The 22,329-nt window shown below is 61.2% G+C and carries 14 protein-coding genes, 2 tRNA genes, 3 rRNA genes and 1 riboswitch; of the genes, 11 read left to right on the plus strand and 8 right to left on the minus strand.

What is annotated here, in order from left to right:
• The first annotated feature begins 143 nt into the window (after positions 1-143).
• The 7 genes from ACG10_RS09570 (at position 144) to nudC (ending at position 8,338) form a co-directional block, all read left to right on the plus strand.
• Positions 144-1,679 (plus strand): 16S ribosomal RNA (locus tag ACG10_RS09570).
• Positions 1,680-1,771: 92 nt separating this feature from the next.
• Positions 1,772-1,848, plus strand: a tRNA-Ile gene (locus ACG10_RS09575).
• A gap of 44 nt (positions 1,849-1,892) precedes the next feature.
• Positions 1,893-1,968: transfer RNA gene (locus tag ACG10_RS09580), tRNA-Ala, on the plus strand.
• 257 nt (positions 1,969-2,225) lie between these two features.
• A 23S ribosomal RNA gene (locus ACG10_RS09585) occupies positions 2,226-5,117 on the plus strand.
• A gap of 159 nt (positions 5,118-5,276) precedes the next feature.
• Positions 5,277-5,392 (plus strand): 5S ribosomal RNA (gene rrf / locus ACG10_RS09590).
• Together the 16S, 23S and 5S rRNA genes with 2 tRNA genes alongside form the textbook arrangement of a ribosomal RNA operon.
• A gap of 318 nt (positions 5,393-5,710) precedes the next feature.
• Positions 5,711-7,357 (plus strand): ferrous iron transporter B, encoded by a 1,647-nt coding sequence (locus ACG10_RS09600; RefSeq protein WP_089168042.1) that lies wholly within the window; start codon positions 5,711-5,713, stop codon positions 7,355-7,357.
• 150 nt (positions 7,358-7,507) lie between these two features.
• Positions 7,508-8,338: an NAD(+) diphosphatase gene (gene nudC, locus ACG10_RS09605; RefSeq protein WP_232487265.1), complete on the plus strand. Its 831-nt coding sequence runs from the start codon at positions 7,508-7,510 to the stop codon at positions 8,336-8,338.
• A 108-nt stretch (positions 8,339-8,446) separates the two neighbouring features.
• On the opposite strand, the gene ACG10_RS09610 is transcribed toward nudC, so the two are convergent.
• Together ACG10_RS09610 and ACG10_RS09615 are read right to left on the minus strand one after the other, a co-directional pair.
• Positions 8,447-8,761, minus strand: coding sequence for an SCP2 sterol-binding domain-containing protein (locus ACG10_RS09610; protein WP_039804396.1), 315 nt, complete (start codon positions 8,759-8,761; stop codon positions 8,447-8,449).
• 53 nt (positions 8,762-8,814) lie between these two features.
• Positions 8,815-9,525: a histidine phosphatase family protein gene (locus ACG10_RS09615; RefSeq protein ID WP_089168044.1), complete on the minus strand. Its 711-nt coding sequence runs from the start codon at positions 9,523-9,525 to the stop codon at positions 8,815-8,817.
• A 204-nt stretch (positions 9,526-9,729) separates the two neighbouring features.
• Here ACG10_RS09615 and sohB point away from each other — a divergent pair, with 204 nt between their 5' ends.
• The gene (gene sohB / locus ACG10_RS09620; RefSeq protein WP_198319042.1) at positions 9,730-10,752 is read left to right on the plus strand and encodes a protease SohB; all 1,023 of its coding nucleotides are present in this window, start codon (positions 9,730-9,732) and stop codon (positions 10,750-10,752) included.
• Between the two features lie 52 nt (positions 10,753-10,804).
• On the opposite strand, the gene ACG10_RS09625 is transcribed toward sohB, so the two are convergent.
• The 4 genes from ACG10_RS09625 to cfa all read right to left on the minus strand — a co-directional run bounded on the left by ACG10_RS09625 (position 10,805) and on the right by cfa (position 14,562).
• Positions 10,805-11,302, minus strand: a complete 498-nt coding sequence (locus tag ACG10_RS09625) for a DUF934 domain-containing protein (RefSeq protein ID WP_089168046.1) — start codon at positions 11,300-11,302, stop codon at positions 10,805-10,807.
• Positions 11,286-12,944: a nitrite/sulfite reductase gene (locus ACG10_RS09630; RefSeq protein WP_089168047.1), complete on the minus strand. Its 1,659-nt coding sequence runs from the start codon at positions 12,942-12,944 to the stop codon at positions 11,286-11,288. Before ACG10_RS09630 ends, ACG10_RS09625 begins: the two co-directional genes overlap by 17 nt.
• A gap of 220 nt (positions 12,945-13,164) precedes the next feature.
• Positions 13,165-13,386: a DUF2970 domain-containing protein gene (locus tag ACG10_RS09635; protein ID WP_089168048.1), complete on the minus strand. Its 222-nt coding sequence runs from the start codon at positions 13,384-13,386 to the stop codon at positions 13,165-13,167.
• A 12-nt stretch (positions 13,387-13,398) separates the two neighbouring features.
• Complete coding sequence (cfa, locus tag ACG10_RS09640) at positions 13,399-14,562, minus strand: cyclopropane fatty acyl phospholipid synthase (protein ID WP_089168049.1); 1,164 nt, start codon at positions 14,560-14,562, stop codon at positions 13,399-13,401.
• Between the two features lie 241 nt (positions 14,563-14,803).
• A riboswitch (cobalamin riboswitch) is annotated at positions 14,804-14,936 on the plus strand.
• 106 nt (positions 14,937-15,042) lie between these two features.
• Between cfa and ACG10_RS09645 the strand changes: the two genes are divergently transcribed.
• The 3 genes from ACG10_RS09645 to ACG10_RS09655 are packed head-to-tail and all read left to right on the plus strand — an operon-like array spanning position 15,043 to position 20,089.
• Positions 15,043-19,341 carry a cobaltochelatase subunit CobN gene (locus ACG10_RS09645; RefSeq protein ID WP_232487226.1) on the plus strand — a complete coding sequence of 1,433 codons (4,299 nt, stop codon included), beginning with the start codon at positions 15,043-15,045 and terminating at the stop codon, positions 19,339-19,341.
• Positions 19,342-19,343: 2 nt separating this feature from the next.
• Positions 19,344-19,796 carry a MotA/TolQ/ExbB proton channel family protein gene (locus ACG10_RS09650; RefSeq protein WP_089168050.1) on the plus strand — a complete coding sequence of 151 codons (453 nt, stop codon included), beginning with the start codon at positions 19,344-19,346 and terminating at the stop codon, positions 19,794-19,796.
• Positions 19,793-20,089: a DUF2149 domain-containing protein gene (locus tag ACG10_RS09655; protein WP_089168051.1), complete on the plus strand. Its 297-nt coding sequence runs from the start codon at positions 19,793-19,795 to the stop codon at positions 20,087-20,089. Before ACG10_RS09650 ends, ACG10_RS09655 begins: the two co-directional genes overlap by 4 nt.
• 1 nt (position 20,090) lies before the next feature.
• Here ACG10_RS09655 and ACG10_RS09660 read toward each other — a convergent pair whose 3' ends face one another.
• Positions 20,091-20,948, minus strand: coding sequence for an aldose 1-epimerase (locus ACG10_RS09660; RefSeq protein WP_232487227.1), 858 nt, complete (start codon positions 20,946-20,948; stop codon positions 20,091-20,093).
• A 318-nt stretch (positions 20,949-21,266) separates the two neighbouring features.
• Positions 21,267-22,301: an IS630 family transposase gene (locus ACG10_RS09665; protein WP_089168053.1), complete on the minus strand. Its 1,035-nt coding sequence runs from the start codon at positions 22,299-22,301 to the stop codon at positions 21,267-21,269.
• Between the last annotated feature and the right edge of the window lie 28 nt (positions 22,302-22,329).

The following is a 22,329-nucleotide window of genomic DNA, read 5'->3' on the forward strand; positions in this document are numbered from 1 at the left end:
AGTTGAATCAAGCAATTCGTGTGGGTGCTTGTGGATAAGACTGGTGATCGAAAGATTGTCAGCAACACAGGTAACACTCGTGAATTCATGAGTTTATTTGCGATTGCTGAGCCGAAATATGGATCCTTGGATCCTGTGGATTTGAACTGAAGAGTTTGATCATGGCTCAGATTGAACGCTGGCGGCAGGCCTAACACATGCAAGTCGAGCGGATGAGGGGTGCTTGCATCCCGATTCAGCGGCGGACGGGTGAGTAATGCCTAGGAATCTGCCCGATAGTGGGGGACAACGTTTCGAAAGGAACGCTAATACCGCATACGTCCTACGGGAGAAAGTGGGGGCTCTTCGGACCTCACGCTATCGGATGAGCCTAGGTCGGATTAGCTAGTTGGTGGGGTAAAGGCTCACCAAGGCGACGATCCGTAACTGGTCTGAGAGGATGATCAGTCACACTGGAACTGAGACACGGTCCAGACTCCTACGGGAGGCAGCAGTGGGGAATATTGGACAATGGGCGAAAGCCTGATCCAGCCATGCCGCGTGTGTGAAGAAGGTCTTCGGATTGTAAAGCACTTTAAGTTGGGAGGAAGGGCTGTAAGCGAATACCTTGCAGTTTTGACGTTACCGACAGAATAAGCACCGGCTAACTTCGTGCCAGCAGCCGCGGTAATACGAAGGGTGCAAGCGTTAATCGGAATTACTGGGCGTAAAGCGCGCGTAGGTGGTTTGGTAAGTTGGATGTGAAAGCCCCGGGCTCAACCTGGGAACTGCATCCAAAACTGCCTGACTAGAGTACGGTAGAGGGTGGTGGAATTTCCTGTGTAGCGGTGAAATGCGTAGATATAGGAAGGAACACCAGTGGCGAAGGCGACCACCTGGACTGATACTGACACTGAGGTGCGAAAGCGTGGGGAGCAAACAGGATTAGATACCCTGGTAGTCCACGCCGTAAACGATGTCGACTAGCCGTTGGGCTCCTTGAGAGCTTAGTGGCGCAGCTAACGCATTAAGTCGACCGCCTGGGGAGTACGGCCGCAAGGTTAAAACTCAAATGAATTGACGGGGGCCCGCACAAGCGGTGGAGCATGTGGTTTAATTCGAAGCAACGCGAAGAACCTTACCTGGCCTTGACATGCTGAGAACTTTCCAGAGATGGATTGGTGCCTTCGGGAACTCAGACACAGGTGCTGCATGGCTGTCGTCAGCTCGTGTCGTGAGATGTTGGGTTAAGTCCCGTAACGAGCGCAACCCTTGTCCTTAGTTACCAGCACCTCGGGTGGGCACTCTAAGGAGACTGCCGGTGACAAACCGGAGGAAGGTGGGGATGACGTCAAGTCATCATGGCCCTTACGGCCAGGGCTACACACGTGCTACAATGGTCGGTACAGAGGGTTGCCAAGTCGCGAGGCGGAGCTAATCCCAGAAAACCGATCGTAGTCCGGATCGCAGTCTGCAACTCGACTGCGTGAAGTCGGAATCGCTAGTAATCGCGAATCAGAATGTCGCGGTGAATACGTTCCCGGGCCTTGTACACACCGCCCGTCACACCATGGGAGTGGGTTGCTCCAGAAGTAGCTAGTCTAACCTTCGGGAGGACGGTTACCACGGAGTGATTCATGACTGGGGTGAAGTCGTAACAAGGTAGCCGTAGGGGAACCTGCGGCTGGATCACCTCCTTAATCGAAGATCCCGGCTTTTCATAAGCTCCCACACGAATTGCTTGATTCACTAGCGAAAAGCGATTGGGTCTAGACCCGAGAGTGAGACGATTGGGTCTGTAGCTCAGTTGGTTAGAGCGCACCCCTGATAAGGGTGAGGTCGGCAGTTCGAATCTGCCCAGACCCACCAATTGTCAAGGGGCGTGGCCGGTCATGACCTCGAGAGAGGGTAGAGGGGCCATAGCTCAGCTGGGAGAGCGCCTGCTTTGCACGCAGGAGGTCAGGAGTTCGATCCTCCTTGGCTCCACCAACCACTCATCAATCGCTGAAAGCTCAGAAACGAGCATTTCCTGAAGGCAACGGCCCCAGTGAATGCTGATTTCTGGTCTTTGCGCCAGATTCGTTCTTTAAAAATTCGGGTATGTGATAGAAGTAGACTGATCGATTGTTTCACTGCAATCGATGAGGTCAAGGTAAATTTGCGAGTTCAAGCGCGAATTTTCGGCGAATGTCGTCTTCACCCCATCCAGGCAAGGCCGCGAGGCCGCAGATTGCTTGGGGTTATATGGTCAAGTGAAGAAGCGCATACGGTGGATGCCTTGGCAGTCAGAGGCGATGAAAGACGTGGTAGCCTGCGATAAGCTTCGGGGAGTCGGCAAACAGACTGTGATCCGGAGATCTCTGAATGGGGAAACCCACCCAGCACAAGCTGGGTATCTTGTACTGAATCCATAGGTGCAAGAGGCGAACCAGGGGAACTGAAACATCTAAGTACCCTGAGGAAAAGAAATCAACCGAGATTCCCTTAGTAGTGGCGAGCGAACGGGGACTAGCCCTTAAGCTTGCCTGATTCTAGTAGAAGGCTCTGGAAAGTGCCGCCGTAGTGGGTGATAGCCCCGTATACGAAAGGATCTGGCAAGTGAAATCGAGTAGGACGGCGCACGTGAAACGTTGTCTGAACATGGGGGGACCATCCTCCAAGGCTAAATACTCCTGACTGACCGATAGTGAACCAGTACCGTGAGGGAAAGGCGAAAAGAACCCCGGAGAGGGGAGTGAAATAGAACCTGAAACCGTATGCGTACAAGCAGTGGGAGCCCACTTTGTTGGGTGACTGCGTACCTTTTGTATAATGGGTCAGCGACTTATATTCAGTGGCAAGCTTAACCGAATAGGGGAGGCGTAGCGAAAGCGAGTCTTAATAGGGCGTTTAGTCGCTGGGTATAGACCCGAAACCGGGCGATCTATCCATGAGCAGGTTGAAGGTTAGGTAACACTGACTGGAGGACCGAACCGACTCCCGTTGAAAAGGTAGCGGATGACTTGTGGATCGGAGTGAAAGGCTAATCAAGCTCGGAGATAGCTGGTTCTCCTCGAAAGCTATTTAGGTAGCGCCTCGTGTATCACTGCTGGGGGTAGAGCACTGTTTCGGCTAGGGGGTCATCCCGACTTACCAAACCGATGCAAACTCCGAATACCGGCAAGTGTCAGCACGGGAGACACACGGCGGGTGCTAACGTCCGTCGTGAAAAGGGAAACAACCCAGACCGTCAGCTAAGGTCCCAAAGTCCTGGTTAAGTGGGAAACGATGTGGGAAGGCTTAGACAGCTAGGAGGTTGGCTTAGAAGCAGCCACCCTTTAAAGAAAGCGTAATAGCTCACTAGTCGAGTCGGCCTGCGCGGAAGATGTAACGGGGCTCAAACCAGGCACCGAAGCTACGGGTTCATCTTCGGATGAGCGGTAGAGGAGCGTTCTGTAAGCCTGTGAAGGTGAGTCGAGAGGCTTGCTGGAGGTATCAGAAGTGCGAATGCTGACATGAGTAACGACAATGGGTGTGAAAAACACCCACGCCGAAAGACCAAGGGTTCCTGCGCAACGTTAATCGACGCAGGGTGAGTCGGTCCCTAAGGCGAGGCTGAAGAGCGTAGTCGATGGGAAACGGGTTAATATTCCCGTACTTCTGGTTACTGCGATGGGGGGACGGAGAAGGCTAGGCCAGCTTGGCGTTGGTTGTCCAAGTTTAAGGTGGTAGGCCGAACACTTAGGCAAATCCGGGTGTTCAAGGCCGAGAGCTGATGACGAGCCTTCTTTTACGAAGGCGAAGTGGTTGATGCCCTGCTTCCAGGAAAAGCCTCTAAGCTTCAGGTAATCAGGAACCGTACCCCAAACCGACACAGGTGGTTGGGTAGAGAATACCAAGGCGCTTGAGAGAACTCGGGTGAAGGAACTAGGCAAAATGGCACCGTAACTTCGGGAGAAGGTGCGCCGGTGAGGGTGAAGGATTTACTCCATAAGCCCATGCCGGTCGAAGATACCAGGCCGCTGCGACTGTTTATTAAAAACACAGCACTCTGCAAACACGAAAGTGGACGTATAGGGTGTGACGCCTGCCCGGTGCCGGAAGGTTAATTGATGGGGTTAGCGCAAGCGAAGCTCTTGATCGAAGCCCCGGTAAACGGCGGCCGTAACTATAACGGTCCTAAGGTAGCGAAATTCCTTGTCGGGTAAGTTCCGACCTGCACGAATGGCGTAACGATGGCGGCGCTGTCTCCACCCGAGACTCAGTGAAATTGAAATCGCTGTGAAGATGCAGTGTATCCGCGGCTAGACGGAAAGACCCCGTGAACCTTTACTGTAGCTTTGCACTGGACTTTGAGCCTGCTTGTGTAGGATAGGTGGGAGGCTTTGAAGTGGGGACGCCAGTTCCCATGGAGCCATCCTTGAAATACCACCCTGGCATGCTTGAGGTTCTAACTCTGGTCCGTCATCCGGATCGAGGACAGTGTATGGTGGGCAGTTTGACTGGGGCGGTCTCCTCCCAAAGAGTAACGGAGGAGTACGAAGGTGCGCTCAGACCGGTCGGAAATCGGTCGCAGAGTATAAAGGCAAAAGCGCGCTTGACTGCGAGACAGACACGTCGAGCAGGTACGAAAGTAGGTCTTAGTGATCCGGTGGTTCTGTATGGAAGGGCCATCGCTCAACGGATAAAAGGTACTCCGGGGATAACAGGCTGATACCGCCCAAGAGTTCATATCGACGGCGGTGTTTGGCACCTCGATGTCGGCTCATCACATCCTGGGGCTGAAGCCGGTCCCAAGGGTATGGCTGTTCGCCATTTAAAGTGGTACGCGAGCTGGGTTTAGAACGTCGTGAGACAGTTCGGTCCCTATCTGCCGTGGACGTTTGAGATTTGAGAGGGGCTGACCTTAGTACGAGAGGACCGGGTTGGACGAACCTCTGGTGTTCCGGTTGTCACGCCAGTGGCACTGCCGGGTAGCTATGTTCGGAAAAGATAACCGCTGAAAGCATCTAAGCGGGAAACTTGCCTCAAGATGAGATCTCACTGGAGCCTCGAGCTCCCTGAAGGGCCGTCGAAGACTACGACGTTGATAGGTGGGGTGTGTAAGCGTTGTGAGGCGTTGAGCTAACCCATACTAATTGCCCGTGAGGCTTGACCATATAACACCCAAACAATCTGGCCGACCGGAAGGATCGGCACAGCGGGTGAGGTCGAAGCCGACTAAACCGAAAATCCGGCTGAACCGCAAAGCCACCGAGACACAGACATCACATGCCCGATTCGGGATGGCGCCGCAACGCGACATCCCAACCGAATTGCTTGACGACCATAGAGCGTTGGAACCACCTGATCCCATCCCGAACTCAGCAGTGAAACGACGCATCGCCGATGGTAGTGTGGGGTTTCCCCATGCGAGAGTAGGTCATCGTCAAGCGCCTATTGCAAACCCCCGAGCCAGCCATGGCTCGGGGGTTTTCTGTTTCAGCCCACCTGGAACAGTCTTCATGGGCTATTCGGCAGATGCTCATTCGGGTGACAGCCATGCATTTATATGGTTGTACCTTGAAGCCGCGTACTAGATCGCATTGTGAGCAGCATGCTAATTGTTATAGTTGCGTAGCTTTAGTGAGGTCTTATTTTGCGTAAAAACAAGGCTCTTTGATGGACTGTGGAGCTATGCTATCTGCAAGCAAAGTGCGGCTTCGATGGCTAATAATTAAGAGAAATTGAATGCGGGAGGCGTAATAAATTCATGGTCAATGCTATGTCTCTCACTTTGGTGCGTGATGAACTGTTCGCCACCATTGAGGAGGCTGAGCAGAGGCTCGAGCAATTTATAGTCGAGCGCCACAACGGCAGTCTTTTGCAGCTGGTCGTCGACAACCTACAGCAGGTGCGCGGTATTCTCAGTCTGATAGAGCTGGCGGGGGCCGAATTGCTTGCTCTCGAAGTACTACAGCAAACAATGGATATACCTGTAGGTGTTGGGCAGAATCAAGATGGTCAACTAGCAGCTTTGAGCAATGCGCTGCATATACTGCGCCGATATCTCGAGAGCGTTGATGTATGCCACCAAGGCCTGCCGGAGTTATTGTTGCCGGCGGTCAATGAGTTGCGTCAGGCTGCTGGTTCCGCCCCATTGCCCGAAAGCCAATTCTTCAGCATCCACCTTGATGTGGGTCGCCCGGTCTGCAACTCTATAAAGGGTCAAGAGATTCAAGCTGATGAAGTGGCACGTTTGAGGCATATGTATCAAATCGGCTTGCTTGGTTTTATTCGTGAGCAAGGCGTACCTGCCAGCATAGGTCTTATGGTTCGTGCAATGTCACGATTGGATAGGATCTTCGCCGGTCAACCCCAAGGGCGTCTTTTTTGGGTCTGTGCTGCGGCACTTGAGGCCCAGTTGGATGGCCGGCTGTCAGCACGTAAGTCGCGAAAGTACTTGTTTGCTCGCGTCGAGCGTGAGCTTAAACAGTCCTTGGCTTGCTCCAATTATGAGGCTCCTCAGAGCATGCTGAGAGAGCTGCTTTATCTGGTGGCTTTAACGGAGAGCTGCGGTCCACGCGTCAAGGAGTTAAGAGAGGTTTTTGGGCTTCAGGCATTGCCATTTACTGATCGCTTCTTGGAGAAAGAATATCTGCGTCTGGCAGGTCCTGGCAGAGCAGTTATGCGCTCCTTATCTTCTGCTATTCGCGAGGAGTTGGCTGGCATTAAAGATGCCATAGATTTCATTGCACGTGGTTGCGGGCAGGAGGAGCATCTGAGCGGTTTGCAGATTTCGTTGGGGAGGTTGGCGAAAACGCTCACAATGGTTGGTTTGATCTCGGCAGGTAACCTTTTACAGGGATTGTTGCCGACCTTGGTAGGCCAGACTCTGAAACAACCTCTCGATTCACTATTTCTCGCCCGCTTGGCAGAGGCCTTATTGCATGTGGAGGGTGTGGTTGCTGGCCTTGAGAGTGGTGAGCGCTCCCTGCAACCCGAACAAGAGGCTGACTGCTTTGCTAGACATCAATTAACCGAGGCACGAATTGTTGTTTTGGATGAGGCCAAGGCCAGTCTTGCGCTTGCTAAGCGGGCTATTGTGGCCTATCTGGAGTCCCAAGGAGAAAGAATACACTTGGCCAACGTGCCAATCAGTCTGGATGCGGTGCGCGGAGGTCTCTGGTTTCTTGGCCTGGAGCGCGCGGCCTCGCTGATTGGTGCCTGTGCGGAATATATTCAGTCCCGAATGCTAGACTCTCAGCAAATACCTGCCGAACCCATGCTCGAGACCCTGGCCGATGCCTTGACCAGCCTAGAGTATTATTTGGAGGGTGGTGCGCCTGATGCCCAGCTTCATATCCTTGATCTTGCCAGTGACACGCTATGCGCCCTAACCAAGTCTGCACTGGCCTGATTTGTGTTGTTGTGTTTTTTTCATGATAATTTAAGCCAAGGCCATATAGTAAAGCCGATACAGATTAGCAGTCTGGCCCCTGTAATGCTGGATGGTTTGGTGCCAGTAAGCTAGCTTTCGAAGGAACGGGCATGAGGATCTCTTTAAATGATGAGCCCACGCTGGAATCCTGGAGTAAGTGCTGATCTCTCATCGGACGGAGTGGCATTGGCGCATTGTCGACAGCATTTCCTGCTTGGCTCGCAGGGAGTACTCTTTCCCTACCGGTGGTTGAAGGGGCAAGACTTGTCGGTGCTAGCCGAGCATGTGCTCGGGAGTCTTGATGGCGAGCCGGTTCGTCTGCTCGCCTTGGATAGTCCAGCCGAGATTGCTGATTGCTCTTGGCAGACCCTACGTCAATTGATGCTTGAAAGTGACATTAAAATTTTTAAGTTGCTTGGCTATGCAGCACAGATTGGCACTTGGGCTCGGCAGCATCGTTTCTGTGGCAGTTGCGGAGAGAGGACGGTGCTGCTGTCAAAAGAGCGGGCGATGCATTGCCCGAGTTGCGAAGCGCATTATTATCCACAGTTGGCACCAAGCATGATCGTATTGGTTACTCGTGATGATCAAATACTTTTAGCTCGTTCGCCGCGTTTTGCCCCTGGCGTCTACAGCACGTTGGCTGGTTTCGTCGAGCCGGGTGAGACTGTTGAACAATGTGTCGTGCGAGAGGTGCGGGAAGAGGTTGGCATCGAGATTCGGAACCCAAGATATATCGCCAGCCAGTCGTGGCCTTTTCCTCATTCGCTGATGCTGGGGTTTCATGCTGAATTCGCAGGAGGCGAGATCGTCCTCCAGCCCGAGGAGATAGAGGATGCTCGCTGGTTCGACTTGGCCGGCTTGCCGCCACTGCCATCGAGCTACTCGATTGCTCGTTATTTGATTGAGCTTTATCGGGCGCAGCGTCTTGGCATTAGTGAGCCACTTTTACCAAGCTGAATAAACAAGGTGACCCCCGGTTAGCCGGGGGCTCTTAGAGTTTTGAGCGTGCGATACGGTCAGCCGTTTCGTTGTCGTGAACAACCTGATCTAGCCAAGGGGCCAGACTCAGAACGGGAACAGCTCGCTCAGCTTCATTGCCAACTTCACATCACCTTCGGCGCGTAGCTTGCCGAACATGAAAGCCTGCATGCCACCTATTTCACCGGTGGTAATGCCTTTGAAGGTCTTGCTGTCCATGAGCAGGGTGACATTGGGCTCGTCAGCATCACCGTGGTGAACCTCGCAGGTACCATCCTTGACCACCAGATAATGATTGTCGGCATCCTTGATTGTGAACTGGAATATCAAGTCCAGGCCAGAGGCGGCACTGGGATCAAACCTGGATTTCATGGTTTCGATGATGTCGGCAACAGAAGTCATTTGTTGATCCTTTTGAGGTAGGGCTGTGTGCAGTTCGCAAAAGCTGCGGAATATTACAGATAAGTGATTAGTTCCGGCGTTTGCATCATTTCCAGATGCGCATGGCTGTTGAAAGACGTCAGTGTCACTACATTACCTTGGAATCTTAGCTGGCTGAACGATGTATTGGCGATCTGCCAAGCGTATTCGAATGCTCTGTGGGCGGATATGCCTGCAATCAGGTGGAGCAGGGTAATGATGGGCCCACCGGACGTGAATACGGCAATCCGTGCCTGTGGCGGGGCATCGACCAGCAGGCGATTGAGGCCGCCTTGAACTCGCTCGCGGAAACTGTTCCAGCTTTCCAGTGTTGCTTTCTCGTGCTTGCCGGAAATCCACTGTTCGATGGCTTGGCCGAACAGCCTTTGGAAACTGCTCGGTTGTGCGGCTGCCTGCTGCAGGGCTCGTTGCAGATCCTGATGGGCGGGAAACAGGTCTGGAAGATGGGCCTGGAGCACTGCGTCGATATTGATCTCATCGAAAGCGGGATCGGTTTCTATTGCCGGGGTTTTCATGCCGGCTAGGTGCAGTTGCTCCAGCGTTGCGCTGGCGGTGTGCTGTTGGCGCTTGAGCGAGCCACTGATGCAGCGATCGAAGCCGACCCCCAAGCGGCTCAGATGAGCGCCAAGTATTTCGGCCTGGCGCTTGCCCAAGGGCGAGAGCACGTCGTAATCCAAGGTGCCGAACGAGGCTTGGCCATGTCGAATCAAATAGATGCTGCCCACGTCCCTATCCTTGTGGTTATTGTTTTTTTTCCCGAGGTTAGAAGGCCTAGTGGAAGACTGTCAATGCTTGGTCCTGCGGCGTCCATGGAAACTTTGCTTCCTTCTATTATGCTGGTCGGGGCATAACCCTCTCGGTATGCTTGAAGGCTTCGACAGCGCTCGAAACCGGGCGTTTTATGTGCGTATTGAATCAAGGGGATGGCTGTGGAGTTTCTTCTCGATTATGCAGGCTTTCTGGCCAGGACCCTGACAGTGCTGGTGGCTATTCTGGTGATATTGGTCGCCATTGCAGCATTGCGCAGCAGGAGTCGCCACAAGGGCGATGGACATCTGGAAGTGCACAAGCTCAATGATTTCTACAAATCCCTGCGTGAAAGTCTGGAACAGGCGGTACTGGATAAAGACCGTCTGAAGGAGCGACGCAAGGCCGAGGCCAAGGCCGAGAAGCGCAGACGCAAGGAGGGCAAGGAAAAGTCCAAGATTTTCGTGCTGGATTTCGATGGGGACATTCGAGCCTCCGCCACCGACAAGCTGCGTCATGAGGTGACTGCCGTGCTGAGCATGGCCAGTCCCCAGGATGAAGTCGTATTGCGTCTGGAGAGCGGTGGAGGCCTGGTGCATAGCTATGGCCTGGCTGCCTCACAGTTGGTCCGTATTCGTCAGGCGGGGGTGCCGCTGACTGTATGCGTCGACAAGGTGGCGGCCAGTGGCGGCTACATGATGGCCTGCATCGGCGAGCGGATTCTCTCCGCGCCCTTCGCCATTCTCGGCTCCATCGGTGTAGTGGCGCAGTTGCCCAACGTGCACCGATTGCTGAAAAAGCATGATATCGATTTCGAGGTGCTCACTGCTGGAGAGTACAAGCGCACCCTGACGGTATTCGGTGAGAACACCGAGAAAGGTCGGGAGAAGTTCCAAGAGGACCTGGAAACTACCCATGAACTGTTCAAGAACTTCGTTGCCCGCTACCGGCCGCAGTTGTCCATCGACGAAATCGCTACCGGCGAGATCTGGCTCGGGCAGAGCGCACTGGAGAAGCGGCTGGTCGACGAGTTGATGACCAGTGACGAGTACCTGGCAGAGAAGGCTGGGAATGCGGAGCTGTTTCAACTGCACTATGCCGAGAAAAAAAGCCTGCCGGAGCGTTTTGGCCTGGGGGCTGCTCTGGCTGTGGACCGCATTCTCCTGAACTGGTGGGAGCGTTTGAATCAGAGTCGTTACCAGTGATCGGAAAAAAGAAGCCCCGCCAAGCGGGGCTTCTTTTTGAGCGGGACGAGCCTCAGGCCTGACGGCGGCGAAACAGGGGCGCCTGATCGGCGGCGGCCTGATAGCACACCGAGAAATCCTGCAGGCCCTGCAGGGCGTCGTGGGGATCGCGATCCGCGCGGATGGCGAAGGCGTCGAAGCCGCAGCGCTGCATGAAGAACAGCTGGTCGCGCAGCACGTCGCCGATGGCGCGGATCTCGCCCTGGTAGCCATAGCGCTCGCGCAGCAGGCGGGCGCTCGAATAATGGCGGCCGTCGGTGAAGCTGGGGAAGTTCAGAGCGATGACCTTGAAGTTGCCAAGCTCTTCGGCGATTTCCTCCACTTCCTCATCGCTATCCAGCCACACGCCCAAGCCGCCATCGCGGACTTTCAGGGCGTGGGCATGTTCGCGCCACAGGGCCAGAGGGACGATCAGATCGTCGGAGTTGGACAGGCCATCAAGCGTGGCGTCCTTGTCCAGCAGGTGCCAGGTTTCGTCGATCACCTGGCCGTTTTTAATGATTCGCTGCATAAACGCGCTCCTTGAACGGTTCGATGCCGATGCGGCGGAAGGTATCGATGAAACGCTCGTCCTCGACGCGCTTTTCCACATAGACGGTGACGATCTTTTCGATCACCTCGGCCATTTCCTCCTGGGCGAAGGACGGGCCGAGAATCTGTCCCAGGCTGGCGTCGCGGCTGGCGCTGCCGCCGAGGGACACTTGGTAGAACTCCGCGCCCTTCTTGTCCACACCGAGGATGCCGATGTGACCGACATGGTGGTGGCCACAGGCGTTCATACAGCCGGAGATGTTCAGGTCGAGCTCGCCGATGTCGAACAGGTAGTCGAGATCGTCGAAGCGGCGCTGGATGGCTTCGGCGATCGGAATCGACTTGGCGTTGGCCAAGGAACAGTAGTCGCCGCCCGGGCAGCAGATGATGTCGGTCAGGAGGCCGACGTTCGGGGTGGCAAAACCCAGCTCGCGCAGCTCGCCCCACAGCTCGAACAGGCGGGCCTGCTCGACGTCGGCAAGAATGATGTTCTGCTCGTGGGAGTTGCGCACCTCGCCGAAGCTGTAGCGGTCGGCCAGCTCGGCGAGGGCGTCCAGCTGCTTGTCGGTGATGTCGCCAGGGGCGGTGCCGGTGGGTTTCAGCGACAGGGTCACGGCAGCATAGCCCGGCTTCTTGTGGGCGACCACGTTGCGCGCGCGCCAGCGGGCGAAGCCCGGGTGTTCGGCGTCGAGACGGGCGAGGGCGGCGTCCTGAGCTTCGAGGGGCTGGTAGGCCGGATCGACGAAGCAGCGGCTGATGCGCTCGACTTCCGCCTCGGTGAGGGTGCTCGGGCCGTCCTTGAGATGGGCCCATTCGGCATTGACCCGCTCGGCGAACACCTCGGGCGTCAGCGCCTTGACCAGGATCTTGATACGCGCCTTGAACTTGTTGTCGCGGCGGCCATAGCGGTTGTAGACACGCAGCACGGCGTCCAGGTAGGTGAGCAGGTGCTGCCAGGGCAGGAACTCGTTGATGAAGCTGCCGACGATCGGCGTCCGGCCCAGGCCGCCGCCCACCGAGACGCGGAAGCCCAGCTCGCCGGTGCCGTTGCGCACGGCCTCCAGGCCGATGTCGTGCACTTCGATGGCGGCGCGATCGCTCACGGCACCGTTGACGGCAATCTTGAACTTGCGCGGCAGGAAGGCGAATTCCGGATGGAAGGTGGACCACTGGCGGATGATCTCGCACCAGGGGCGCGGATCCACCAGCTCGTCGTGGGCCACCCCGGCGAACTGGTCGGTGGTGGTGTTGCGGATGCAGTTGCCGCTGGTCTGGATCGCATGCATCTGCACCGTCGCCAGCTCGGCGAGGATCTCCGGGACATCCTCCAGCTCCGGCCAGTTGAACTGCACGTTCTGCCGGGTACTGATGTGGGCATAGCCCTTGTCGTAGTCGCGGGCGATCTGGGCCAGCTTGCGCAGTTGGCGGGAGGACAGCAGTCCGTAGGGTACGGCCACGCGCAGCATGGGAGCATAGCGCTGGACGTACAGGCCGTTCTGCAGGCGCAGCGGACGGAATTCCTCTTCGCTCAGCTCGCCGGCTAGGTAGCGGCGGGTCTGGTCGCGGAACTGGCGGACCCGGTCCTCGATGATGTGTTGATCGTACTGGTCATATACGTACATGAAGTGTCCTGTCGGTCAGGCTGCTTACTGCTTTTTCTGCGCGCACGGCCGCGCACCGCATTTCGGAGAGCGGGTCACGATAGCAGTTCAGGGTTATACGTAAAAGTAATGTTTTTCTATAACGCTAGAGTTTTTTGTTATTGAACAGTGTACGGAAGTACTCCGAAGTGCAAGTCCGCTCCGAACTGGCTTCTGCGATGAGGGGAGGAAGGGGCTCGGTTCAGGCCTGGGCCAGATGCAGGATCAGCTTGACCACGCCGACCAGGACCAGCACGAACAGGACGGTGAAGCCCACCCCCAGCAGGATGAAATGGCTGGGCTTGCCCTGGGAGAAGTCCCGCGTCCGGTTCTTGCCGCTCTGCACGCCTAGGGCGGCGGCCAGCACGCTGTGCAGCATCTGCCGGAACGTCAGGGGCTTGTCGTCGTCGCGGTCGTCGTCCATGGGGGCTTCGCCTCAGAGTTGCGGGCGCTGGTAGCCGCCCGGTACGCCGTTCTTCGACAGCACGTACTGCCAGAGCTGGAGATTGCGGGCGCGGAAGGCTCCGGCGCAGGAGAGTAGATAGTAGCGCCACATGCGCCGGAACCTTTCTCCCAGCGTGCTGGCGAAGCGCGGCCAGGCCGCCTCGAAGTTGGCGTGCCAGGCCATCAGGGTCCTATCGTAGTCCGCGCCGAAACTGTGCAGGTCCTCGAGGATGAACAGGCCATCCAGTCCATCGCCGATCTGTCCCAGGGAGGGCAGGTCGCCGTTGGGAAAGATGTAGCGGTCGATCCAGGGGTCCGACGTCGAGTGGCGCTGGTTCTTGCCGATGGTGTGCAGGAGGAACAGGCCGTCGTCGGCCAGGCAGCGCGCGGCGACCTCGAAGAAGTGGCGGTGGTTCTTGCGACCGACATGCTCGAACATGCCGATGCTGACGATGCGGTCGAAGCGGCCCTGGATCTCGCGGTAGTCCTGCAGGCGGAACTCCACGGGCAGGCCGGCGTAGCGCTCCCGGGCCCAGGCCTGCTGTTCCCGGGAAACCGTCACCCCGACGCAATGCACGCCATGCCGCTCCGCCGCGTAGCCCATGAAGCTGCCCCAGCCGCAGCCGATGTCCAGCACCCGCATGCCGCGCTCCAGGCCGAGCTTGCGGCAAATCAGCTCCAGTTTGGCCTCCTGGGCTTCGGCCAGGCTGCTGGCGCTTCGCCAATAACCGCAGGTGTAGGTCATGCGCGGGTCGAGCATGGCCTCGTAGAAGTCGTTGCCGAGATCGTAATGGGCCTCGCCGACCTGCCAGGCGCGTCGGCGGCTCTGCAGGTTGAGCAGGCGCGCTCGCAACGCATAAAACATCAGTCGTGCCGGTTTCACTTGCTGGTCGATGCCGGCGCACAGCAGGCGAAAGAAGAATTCGTCCAGCCGCTCCGCCTCCCAGGCGCCCTCCATGTAGGCTTCGCCCAGCCCCAGATTGCCTTGGGCGAAGACCCGTTCGGGCACTCCGCCAGCCTTGAGCTGCATGTCCCAGGGACGGTTGCCGCCGATGCGGATGTCTGCCCGTTGCAGAAGTTCGACCATCAGGCGATGCAGGGCGGAGTCCTGCGAAAGATAGCTGGACCCGGCGTTGAACGTGAATTCTCGGCTCATGGTTGTTCCATCCTGACCTGGCTCCACCGGATCGGTCTCCGGGATGACACTTCGGAATCTGCCGGCGGCCTGTCGAGACAACGCGCCCAAGCAAAGTCAGATTAGGCAGGGACGGGCGCGACGGCCAATAATCCGCGGCAGGGCCGTCGGAAAACCGTCGGCGAACCGGCCGTCAGCCCGAGGCATTGCGCTTGCCCGGCCGTCACGCGCCGCGTAAGGTGCGCCCCTGCCGGCCCCTGGCCGGCGACATGGAGAACGCGGTGCCCGGATCAAGGTCCGGGGTAAATGGGAAGTCAGTCCAGGCTGACGCTGCCCCCGCAACGGTAGGGCCGTTTCACGGCCGAGCCCGACACCAGCCCGTTCTCCCGATGCAGGCCGCGGTGGGCGGCCGTGCGGTCGCCAGCCCTGGTCGTTCCGGCGTCTTGCCGCCGGCGCTGCGTCCGTTTCGCGTGCCCGCCGCCTTTCGATCCGGGATAGGGCATGCCATTTCCTCTTCTCTTCCGCCGCTTCGGCCTGGTCCTGCTGCTCGGGCTGCTTGCCCCCAGGGCCTCGGCGGCGCAGCTCAACGCCATCGTTTCCCGCTACAGCGCCGCCGAGTTCGCCGGCGCCGTCGCGCAGTTCCAGCAGCACAATCCGCACTGGCGGATCAGCGCACGCACCCCGGAGCAGCTCGCCGAGCTCGACGAGCCGGCGCTGCGCGCCTGGCTGGGCGAGGGCCGGGTGCTGCTCGGCGTCGGCCTGTTCGGTGCCGAGGTGGAGCGCCTGGGGCCGCTGCTCGGCCAGGTCGCGCCGGCGGACAGCTTTCTGATGCACAGCGAGCATGCCCTGGTGCAGCTCAGCCGCAGCCGTGGGCGCCCGCTGTTCGCCTCGCGCGAGGCGGTCGAGACCCTCGGCCGGCTGCGTCCGCAGGGCGAGCTGGGTGGCTGGATCGCCCGCCAGCAGGCCGAACATCCCGGCCAGGCCGAATGGATCGCCGCGCGCAGCTACTGGCAGGCCGGCGGCATCGACAACATCGCCGGCCTCTTGGCCTGGCTGGCGGCCCGGCATGATCAGGGCGTGGCGGTACCGGCCGTGCAGGCGCGTCCGCCACTGCGCTTTTACCAGGATGGTGCGCTGCGCGGCGAGGGCGAACTGACGTACTCCGGCGACGCGCTGGTCGCTGTGATCGACCACGGCCGCGCCGACCGCGCCGGCGATCGCGAGCTGAACGACGCCTTCTGCCAGCGCCTGGAAAGCCGTGGCCTGGCCTGCGTCAGCCTGTTTGCCGACTGGGGGCCGGGCTCGCTCGCGGCGGTGCGCTGGCTGAAGGAGGGACGCCACCCGCCGCTCGCCGCCATCGTCGTGCTGCAGGACTTCGTGGTCGGCGGCGGCGAAGGCCGCGAGGAGGTCACCGGGCTGTTCGAGCAGCTGAACGTGCCGGTGCTCAAGGGCCTGCGTCTGGAGGATCGCGACGAGACCGGCTGGCAGCTGTCCGGCGACGGTCTGGCGCGCGACAAGGTGCACTACCAGCTGGCCATGCCCGAACTGCAGGGAAGCAGTCAGGCCACGGTGCTGGCGGCCTGGCACGAGCGCCAGGAGGACCCGCTATCGGGCATCCGTTTCGGCGTCGCCGCGCCGCTGCCGGACCAGCTCGATACCTTCGCCGCGCGCATCCAGCGCTGGCGTGCCCTGCAGCAGAAGGCCAACGCCGACAAGCGCCTGGCCATCGTCTACTATAACCATCCGCCGGGCCGGCACAACATCGGCGCGGACAACCTCGACGTGCCGCAATCGCTGTTCGAGATCCTCACCCGGCTCAGAGCCGAGGGCTACGACACCGGCCCGCTGCCGGCCTCGCCCGAGGCGCTGCTCGACCTGCTGCAGGAGCGCGGCGTCAATCTGCCGGAGCAGGGCGACGCCCTGGCGGCCATGGCCGACAAGGTGCAGAGCCTGAGCGGCGAGGATTACCGCCGCTGGTTCGCAACCCTGCCGGCGGCGCTGCAGGCGGAGATGGTCCAGGGACCGCTGGGCTACTGGCACGCCCAGCTGCGCCGCGCCCTGGACAGCGGCCGCAGCGAGATCGCCCGCGGCCTCTACGAGAACGGCTCCGGCGAACTGCACCACGTGCTGGACGGCGTGGTGCACCCGGCGCGCTCGCGCGCTCTGGACCTGCTGGCCCAGCTCGAAACCCTCTACCGCGCCGCCCTGGAGGCGCCGGGGCAGGCCGACTGGGCGCAGGCCGAGTCGCTGGTGCAGGCGCTCGCCGCCACCGGCATCGAGGGTCTGCGCGGCTGGGGAGAGGCGCCGGGACGGGTGATGGTGCAGGGCGAGCGCCTGCTGCTGCCGGGCATCCGCTTCGGCAAGGTATTCGTCGGTCCGCAGCCGCCGCGCGGCTGGGAGATCGACCAGGAACTGCTGCACGCCAACCTGGTGTTCCCGCCGCCGCACCAGTATCTGGCCTTCTACCACTGGTTGCGCGACGGCTTCCGCGCCGATGCGTTGATCCACCTCGGCCGGCATTCCACCTACGAATTCCTGCCGCGCCGGCGCGCCGGGCTGAGCGACGAGGACTACCCGATGCAGGTGGTCGGCGACCTGCCGAGCATCTACCCCTACATCGTCGACGGCGTCGGCGAGGGCATCCAGGCCAAGCGCCGCGGCCTGGCGGTGATGATCGACCACCTGACGCCGCCGCTGGTAGCCACCCCGCTGTACGACGACCTGCTGCGCCTGCGCCAGCTGATCGAGAGCTTCGAGGCCGGCAGCGGACAGGTGGACGGTCCGGCGCGGCGCGCCACCATCGCCGAGATCCGCCGGCTGATCGGCAGCTCCGGGCTGGAGCCGGAGCTGCGCCAGTCGATGGCCAAGCCGCTGGCCGCACGCGGGATCGGCTTCGAGCAGGCCGACGACGACCTGCTGGTGCACGAGCTCGGTCACTACCTGACCGCCATCCAGGAGCGCTTCATGCCCATGGGCCTGCACGTGTTCGGCAAGCCCTGGCGGCAGGAGGCGGTGGACACCCTGATCAGATCGATGGGCGCGGGCGGCGAGGCCTTCCGCCCGGCGCTGGTGGATTCGCCCAAGGCCGAGATGGCGGCGCTGCTGAATGCGCTGGGCGGCCGCTTCGTCGCCCCCGGCAAGGGCAACGACCCGATCCGCACCCCCGAGGCGCTGCCCACCGGACGCAACTTCCACGCCCTCGACAGCAGCCTGCTGCCCAGCCGCATCGGCTGGCGCATCGGCAGCGAAATGGCGGCCAAGGCGCGGGCGCGTCCGCTGCCGGCGGACGGTCGCGAGGCGGTGATCCTCTGGGCCTCGGACACGGTGCGTGACGAGGGCGCGATGATCGCCTTCGGCCTCGACCTGCTCGGCGTCGAGCCGCAATGGAACAGCCGCGGCATCGTCGAAGGCATCCGCCTGCGCGAGCTGGCGCCGGGCGAGCAGCGCCGCGACCTGCTGTTCACCACCTCCGGGCTGTTCCGCGACCTCTACGCCGACCAGCTGGCGCTGCTCGAGCGCGCCGTGCTGCTGGCCCTGAACGCCTCCGCCGAGCGCATCCGCCGCGACTATCCGGCCCTGCGCCCGGCGCTGGCCGAGGCGCTGGCGCCCTTGCAGGGCATGGGCGAGGGCGGCAACGAGAGCCTGGACGGCAACCGCGTGGCGGCGCACTGGGTGGAGGACGCCGCCGGGCGGCTCAAGACCGGCCTGTCCGCCGCCGAGGCCGGACGGCTGGCCGCGCTGCGCCTGTTCGGCGTGGCGCCCGGCGCCTACGGGGCCGGCATCAACCGCCTGGTCGAGCGCTCCGGCAGCTGGCAGGAGCGCGGCGAACTGGCCCGCGCCTACGTCACCCGCATGGGCCACGCCTACGGCCTCGCCCAGCAGGGCGAGGCGGCGCAGGAGGCCTTCGCCGACAACCTCAAACAGGTGCGGCGCACCTACCTGGGCCGATCCAGCAACCTCTACGGGCTGATGGACAACAATGACGCCTTCGACTACCTCGGCGGCCTGAGTCTGGCGGTCGAGCAGCTCTCCGGGCAGGTGCCGGAGAACTTCGTCGCCTGGCACAACGATCCGGCCCAGGTGCGCCTGCAGCCGCTGGCGCAGGCGCTGTTGGCCGAGCTGCGCGGGCGCTTCCTCAACCCGGCCTGGATCGAGGCGCTGATGCGCCACGACTACGCCGGCGCGCGGACCATGGGCAGCGAGTTCCTCGAATACCTCTGGGGCTGGCAGGTGACCAACCCGGAGATCATCGGCGACAGCGCCTGGCAGGAGGTCAAGGCGGTGTACCTCGACGACCGTTACCAGATCGGCCTGGACGACTTCCTCGAACAGGGACAGAACGTGCATGTGAAGAGCAACATGCTGGCGCTGATGCTGGTGGCGATCCACAAGGGCTTCTGGCAGGCCGACGAGGCCACCGTCCAGCAGCTCGGCGAGCAGTTCGCCCGTCTGGTCGGCGCCCACGGCCTGCCGGGCAGCGGCCATACCCGGCCGGATCATCCGATGCTGCAGTGGCTGCTGCCGCAACTGCCGGCCGAACTGCGCGCCGGCCTCGAACGGCGCCTGCAGGCCGCGCAGCTGCCGGCGTCCGAGGCCCCGTCGCCGAGCACGCTCAGCGAGCTACAGCCGGCGGCGCAGGACGAGGCGACCGAACAGGGCGCGCAGGCGGAGGCCGATGCGGGGGAAGGCGCGACCCAGGCGGCGGATGAGCGCCTCTGGCTGGCGCTGGCGGGCCTGGTGCTGCTGCTCGGTCTGGGAATCTGGCGCGGGCGCGGCCCGCGCGTTGCGAAAGGAGTGTGACGATGCTGGACAGTGCGATCTTCGCCTGGATTCACCACCTGGTCGGCTGGCTGCTGGAGCCGGTGACCGTCGCCATGCTGGCGTTGCTGGCGCTGGCGATCTGGGATGTCGGCGTGGCCTGCGGCGAGCGCTTCGGCGGCCTGGCGCGCTGGCGCCGCTTGCCGGCCCCCGAGGTCGAGCGGTGCGCCCGGCGGCGTCTGGAGCGTTCCGACCTGATCGCCCGGCTGGGGCCGATCCTTGGCCTGATGGGCACCCTGATTCCGCTCGGCCCAGGGCTGGCGGCGCTCGGCGACGGCGACCTCAAGGTGCTCGGCGTGGCCATGCGGGTGGCCTTCGACGCCACCGTCATGGGCCTGCTCGGCGGCATGGCCGGCTTCGTCCTCGGTCGCCTGCGCCGGCGCTGGTACGACGAGCTGCTGGATGCCATGGAGTGCGAACGGGAGGGCGCCCGATGAGCCGCTGGCGATCGAGTCGTTTCGACGAGGTGGACACCGACCCGCTCGGCTCGGTGGCCAATCTGGTCGACCTGATGCTGGTGTTCGCCTGCGGCCTGCTGGTGGCCCTGGCCGCGCGCACCGACCTGCTGGCCCAGCTCAGGGCCGAGCGCCAGCCGGTGGCGGTGGAGCAGGGTCGCGAGCTGCCGCGCCTGCCGGACAGTCTCGATGGTGCCGCCGGTCAGGGCCTGGAGAGCGTCGGCCAGGTCTACCGCGACCCGCAGACCGGCAAGCTGATCCTGATCGGCAAGTGAGTCACCAGGGGCGATAGTGCATCGACCAGCCCAGGCGCAGGCGCTGCCCGGGCTCCAGCAGTCGGAGCCCGGGCCGTCCCGGCAGGTGGTGGGCATTGATCGGATGGGTGACCGGCTCGAAGCAGAAGAAGTCCCGCTCCTGCGGGGTGTAGAGCAGGAACAGTCCGGCGCCCTCGGCCCGGCACTCCAGCGCATAGCCGGCATCCGTCTGGAGGATGCGGCAGCGCCCGTCCCAGCCGTCGAAGGCATGGTCGACTGTCACCTGCGGCAGGGTGCGCGGCTCGCTGAAGTCCCATTCCGCCGGCAGGTCGATGCAGCGCTCGGGCAGCCGGCGGCCGTCCTCGTGCCAGATGCCGCTCGCCAGCGCCTGCAGCCGGGTGGCCTGGGTGCGCGGCAGATAGGGGGGCAGGTCGAGGCCGTACCAGGCCGGCGTATCGCCCAGATGGCGAACTTCCAGCTCCAGGTCGAGGCGGCCCTCGTCGAGGCCGATGCGCTGCTCGGCGCAGTAGGGGAAGGGACTGGCGCTGTCCAGCACCAGTCGGACGCGCTGTGCCTCCCGTTCGGCCACCGTCCAGGGCTGTTGCCAGGCGCTGCCGTGGATCGGACAGGGCTCGCCCGGGCTGTTGGGCGCCAGCGCCAGCCAGCCGCCCGGATTGGCGAAACCGCCGCGGTCGATGCGGTTCGACCAGGGCGCCAGCGGATAGCAGGCCAGCCGGCGCGGGCTGCCGCTGGCGAGGTCGTCGGCTGACGCCGGGCGCAGCAGGGGTCGGCCGGAATCCAGCACCTGCCAGCCGGCCAGGCTGCCGCCGATTTCCGGGGCCAGGGTCAGGCGGGTCAGGCGGTCTTGCAGAATCAGCATGGAGGCCTCCGAGAGCGTAAACATGAAAATACCCGGCGGGGGCGGGACAGGTCGCTCTCGGCCATGCTCGCGCCGGCCGACACGAAGAAAGGGATCGCCGGCAGGGAGAACTTGTCCGTGTTGCCGGCGATAGTTCTCCTGCACATCGCCATGCAGGCTACCGAAGTGCGGGGAATGGGCAGTCCAGAGCGGAGCAAATTCAGGAAAACTTCAATTCAGGTACCTGGAACATGACAACGCCTTGCCGAAATGATCGGATACTGCATTTGTATTTATTTGGCGACCGCCAGAAATATACTAATCTTTTAAAAAGTAATGTCATGCTGCTGTATATCGGCAGTCCGGGTGGCGGAAAAACGATTTCACCAGCTCCGGCAACTTCTGGATTCTGCGCAGCGCGCCCAGGGCCAACTTCTTCATTTCCTCCCGGTTCTGCACAAGACGCCTGGAGACACTGCGCTTGACGTGCCCCCAGACCTGCTCGTCCGGGTTCAGCTGTGGCGAGTACGGGGGCAGATAGAAGAGTTTCAGGCGCCCCGCCTGTTCTTCGACGAACGCCCTGACCAGCCGGGCCTTGTGCACCGGATGGCCATCGACGATCACGAAGACCGGCTGCTCGGCACCGATCAGCAGGCGCTTGAGAAACTCGCGGAACACGCTGGCCGTCACCGTCCCGTCGTGCAGCATGAAGCGGAACTCGCCGCGCGTCCCGACCGCCGACAGCATGTTCACCGAGAAGCGTCGGCCGGTCACCTCGACCAGCGGCGTTTCCCCCTGCGGTGCCCAGGTCGTGCCGGCATGGTAGTCGGAGCGCAGGCCCGACTCGTCCGCGAAGTAGATCCTTGCCCCCGCTGCACGGGCCTCGGCCCGAATCGCCGGGTAGGTCTCGTTTTCCCACTGGCGCACCAGCGCTGCATCCTGCTGCCAGGCGCGATACAAGGGTTTTTGCGCGGTGAAGCCGAGCAGCTTCATGACTCGGCTCACGGCGGACAGTGACAGCGTCTTGCCGAACTGGCGGCGGATCAGTTTGGCAATCAGCGAGAGGGTCCACAGGCCGAATTCGAAGCGGTATTGCAGCGGCGAGTGATCCCGAACGGCCTGTGCCAGCCAGCGCACTTCCTCGGCACTGATCCTGGGCGGACGTCCGGGAACCGGCTTGGCGAGCAGGGCGTTCTGTCCGCCATTGGCGAAGTCGGACAGCCAGCGAAAGACGCTGCGGATATTGACGCCGAAGGCGGCCGCCACGCTTTGGACGGTCTGCCCTTCGCGAACGGCCTTGATCGCCTGTTGACGCATGACCTGGAGGGAGTGGTGGTCGATTGCCCGACCATCGGAGTTTCGTTTGCATTTCATCGGGGTATTGTCTCTCAATATGACAATA

This window comes from Azotobacter chroococcum, assembly GCF_002220155.1.
Lineage (GTDB): Bacteria > Pseudomonadota > Gammaproteobacteria > Pseudomonadales > Pseudomonadaceae > Azotobacter > Azotobacter chroococcum.

What these genes read in the sequence shown, in the direction of transcription:
- ACG10_RS09600 (WP_089168042.1), top strand. Translation starts at nt 5,711, where the DNA reads ATGGTCAATGCTATGTCTCTCACTTTGGTGCGTGATGAACTGTTCGCC.
- nudC (WP_232487265.1), top strand. Translation starts at nt 7,508, where the DNA reads ATGAGCCCACGCTGGAATCCTGGAGTAAGTGCTGATCTCTCATCGGAC.
- ACG10_RS09610 (WP_039804396.1), bottom strand. Translation starts at nt 8,761, where the DNA reads ATGACTTCTGTTGCCGACATCATCGAAACCATGAAATCCAGGTTTGAT.
- ACG10_RS09625 (WP_089168046.1), bottom strand. Translation starts at nt 11,302, where the DNA reads ATGCAGCGAATCATTAAAAACGGCCAGGTGATCGACGAAACCTGGCAC.
- ACG10_RS09630 (WP_089168047.1), bottom strand. Translation starts at nt 12,944, where the DNA reads ATGTACGTATATGACCAGTACGATCAACACATCATCGAGGACCGGGTC.
- ACG10_RS09635 (WP_089168048.1), bottom strand. Translation starts at nt 13,386, where the DNA reads ATGGACGACGACCGCGACGACGACAAGCCCCTGACGTTCCGGCAGATG.
- cfa (WP_089168049.1), bottom strand. Translation starts at nt 14,562, where the DNA reads ATGAGCCGAGAATTCACGTTCAACGCCGGGTCCAGCTATCTTTCGCAG.
- ACG10_RS09645 (WP_232487226.1), top strand. Translation starts at nt 15,043, where the DNA reads ATGCCATTTCCTCTTCTCTTCCGCCGCTTCGGCCTGGTCCTGCTGCTC.
- ACG10_RS09650 (WP_089168050.1), top strand. Translation starts at nt 19,344, where the DNA reads ATGCTGGACAGTGCGATCTTCGCCTGGATTCACCACCTGGTCGGCTGG.
- ACG10_RS09655 (WP_089168051.1), top strand. Translation starts at nt 19,793, where the DNA reads ATGAGCCGCTGGCGATCGAGTCGTTTCGACGAGGTGGACACCGACCCG.
- ACG10_RS09660 (WP_232487227.1), bottom strand. Translation starts at nt 20,948, where the DNA reads ATGCTGATTCTGCAAGACCGCCTGACCCGCCTGACCCTGGCCCCGGAA.
- ACG10_RS09665 (WP_089168053.1), bottom strand. Translation starts at nt 22,301, where the DNA reads ATGAAATGCAAACGAAACTCCGATGGTCGGGCAATCGACCACCACTCC.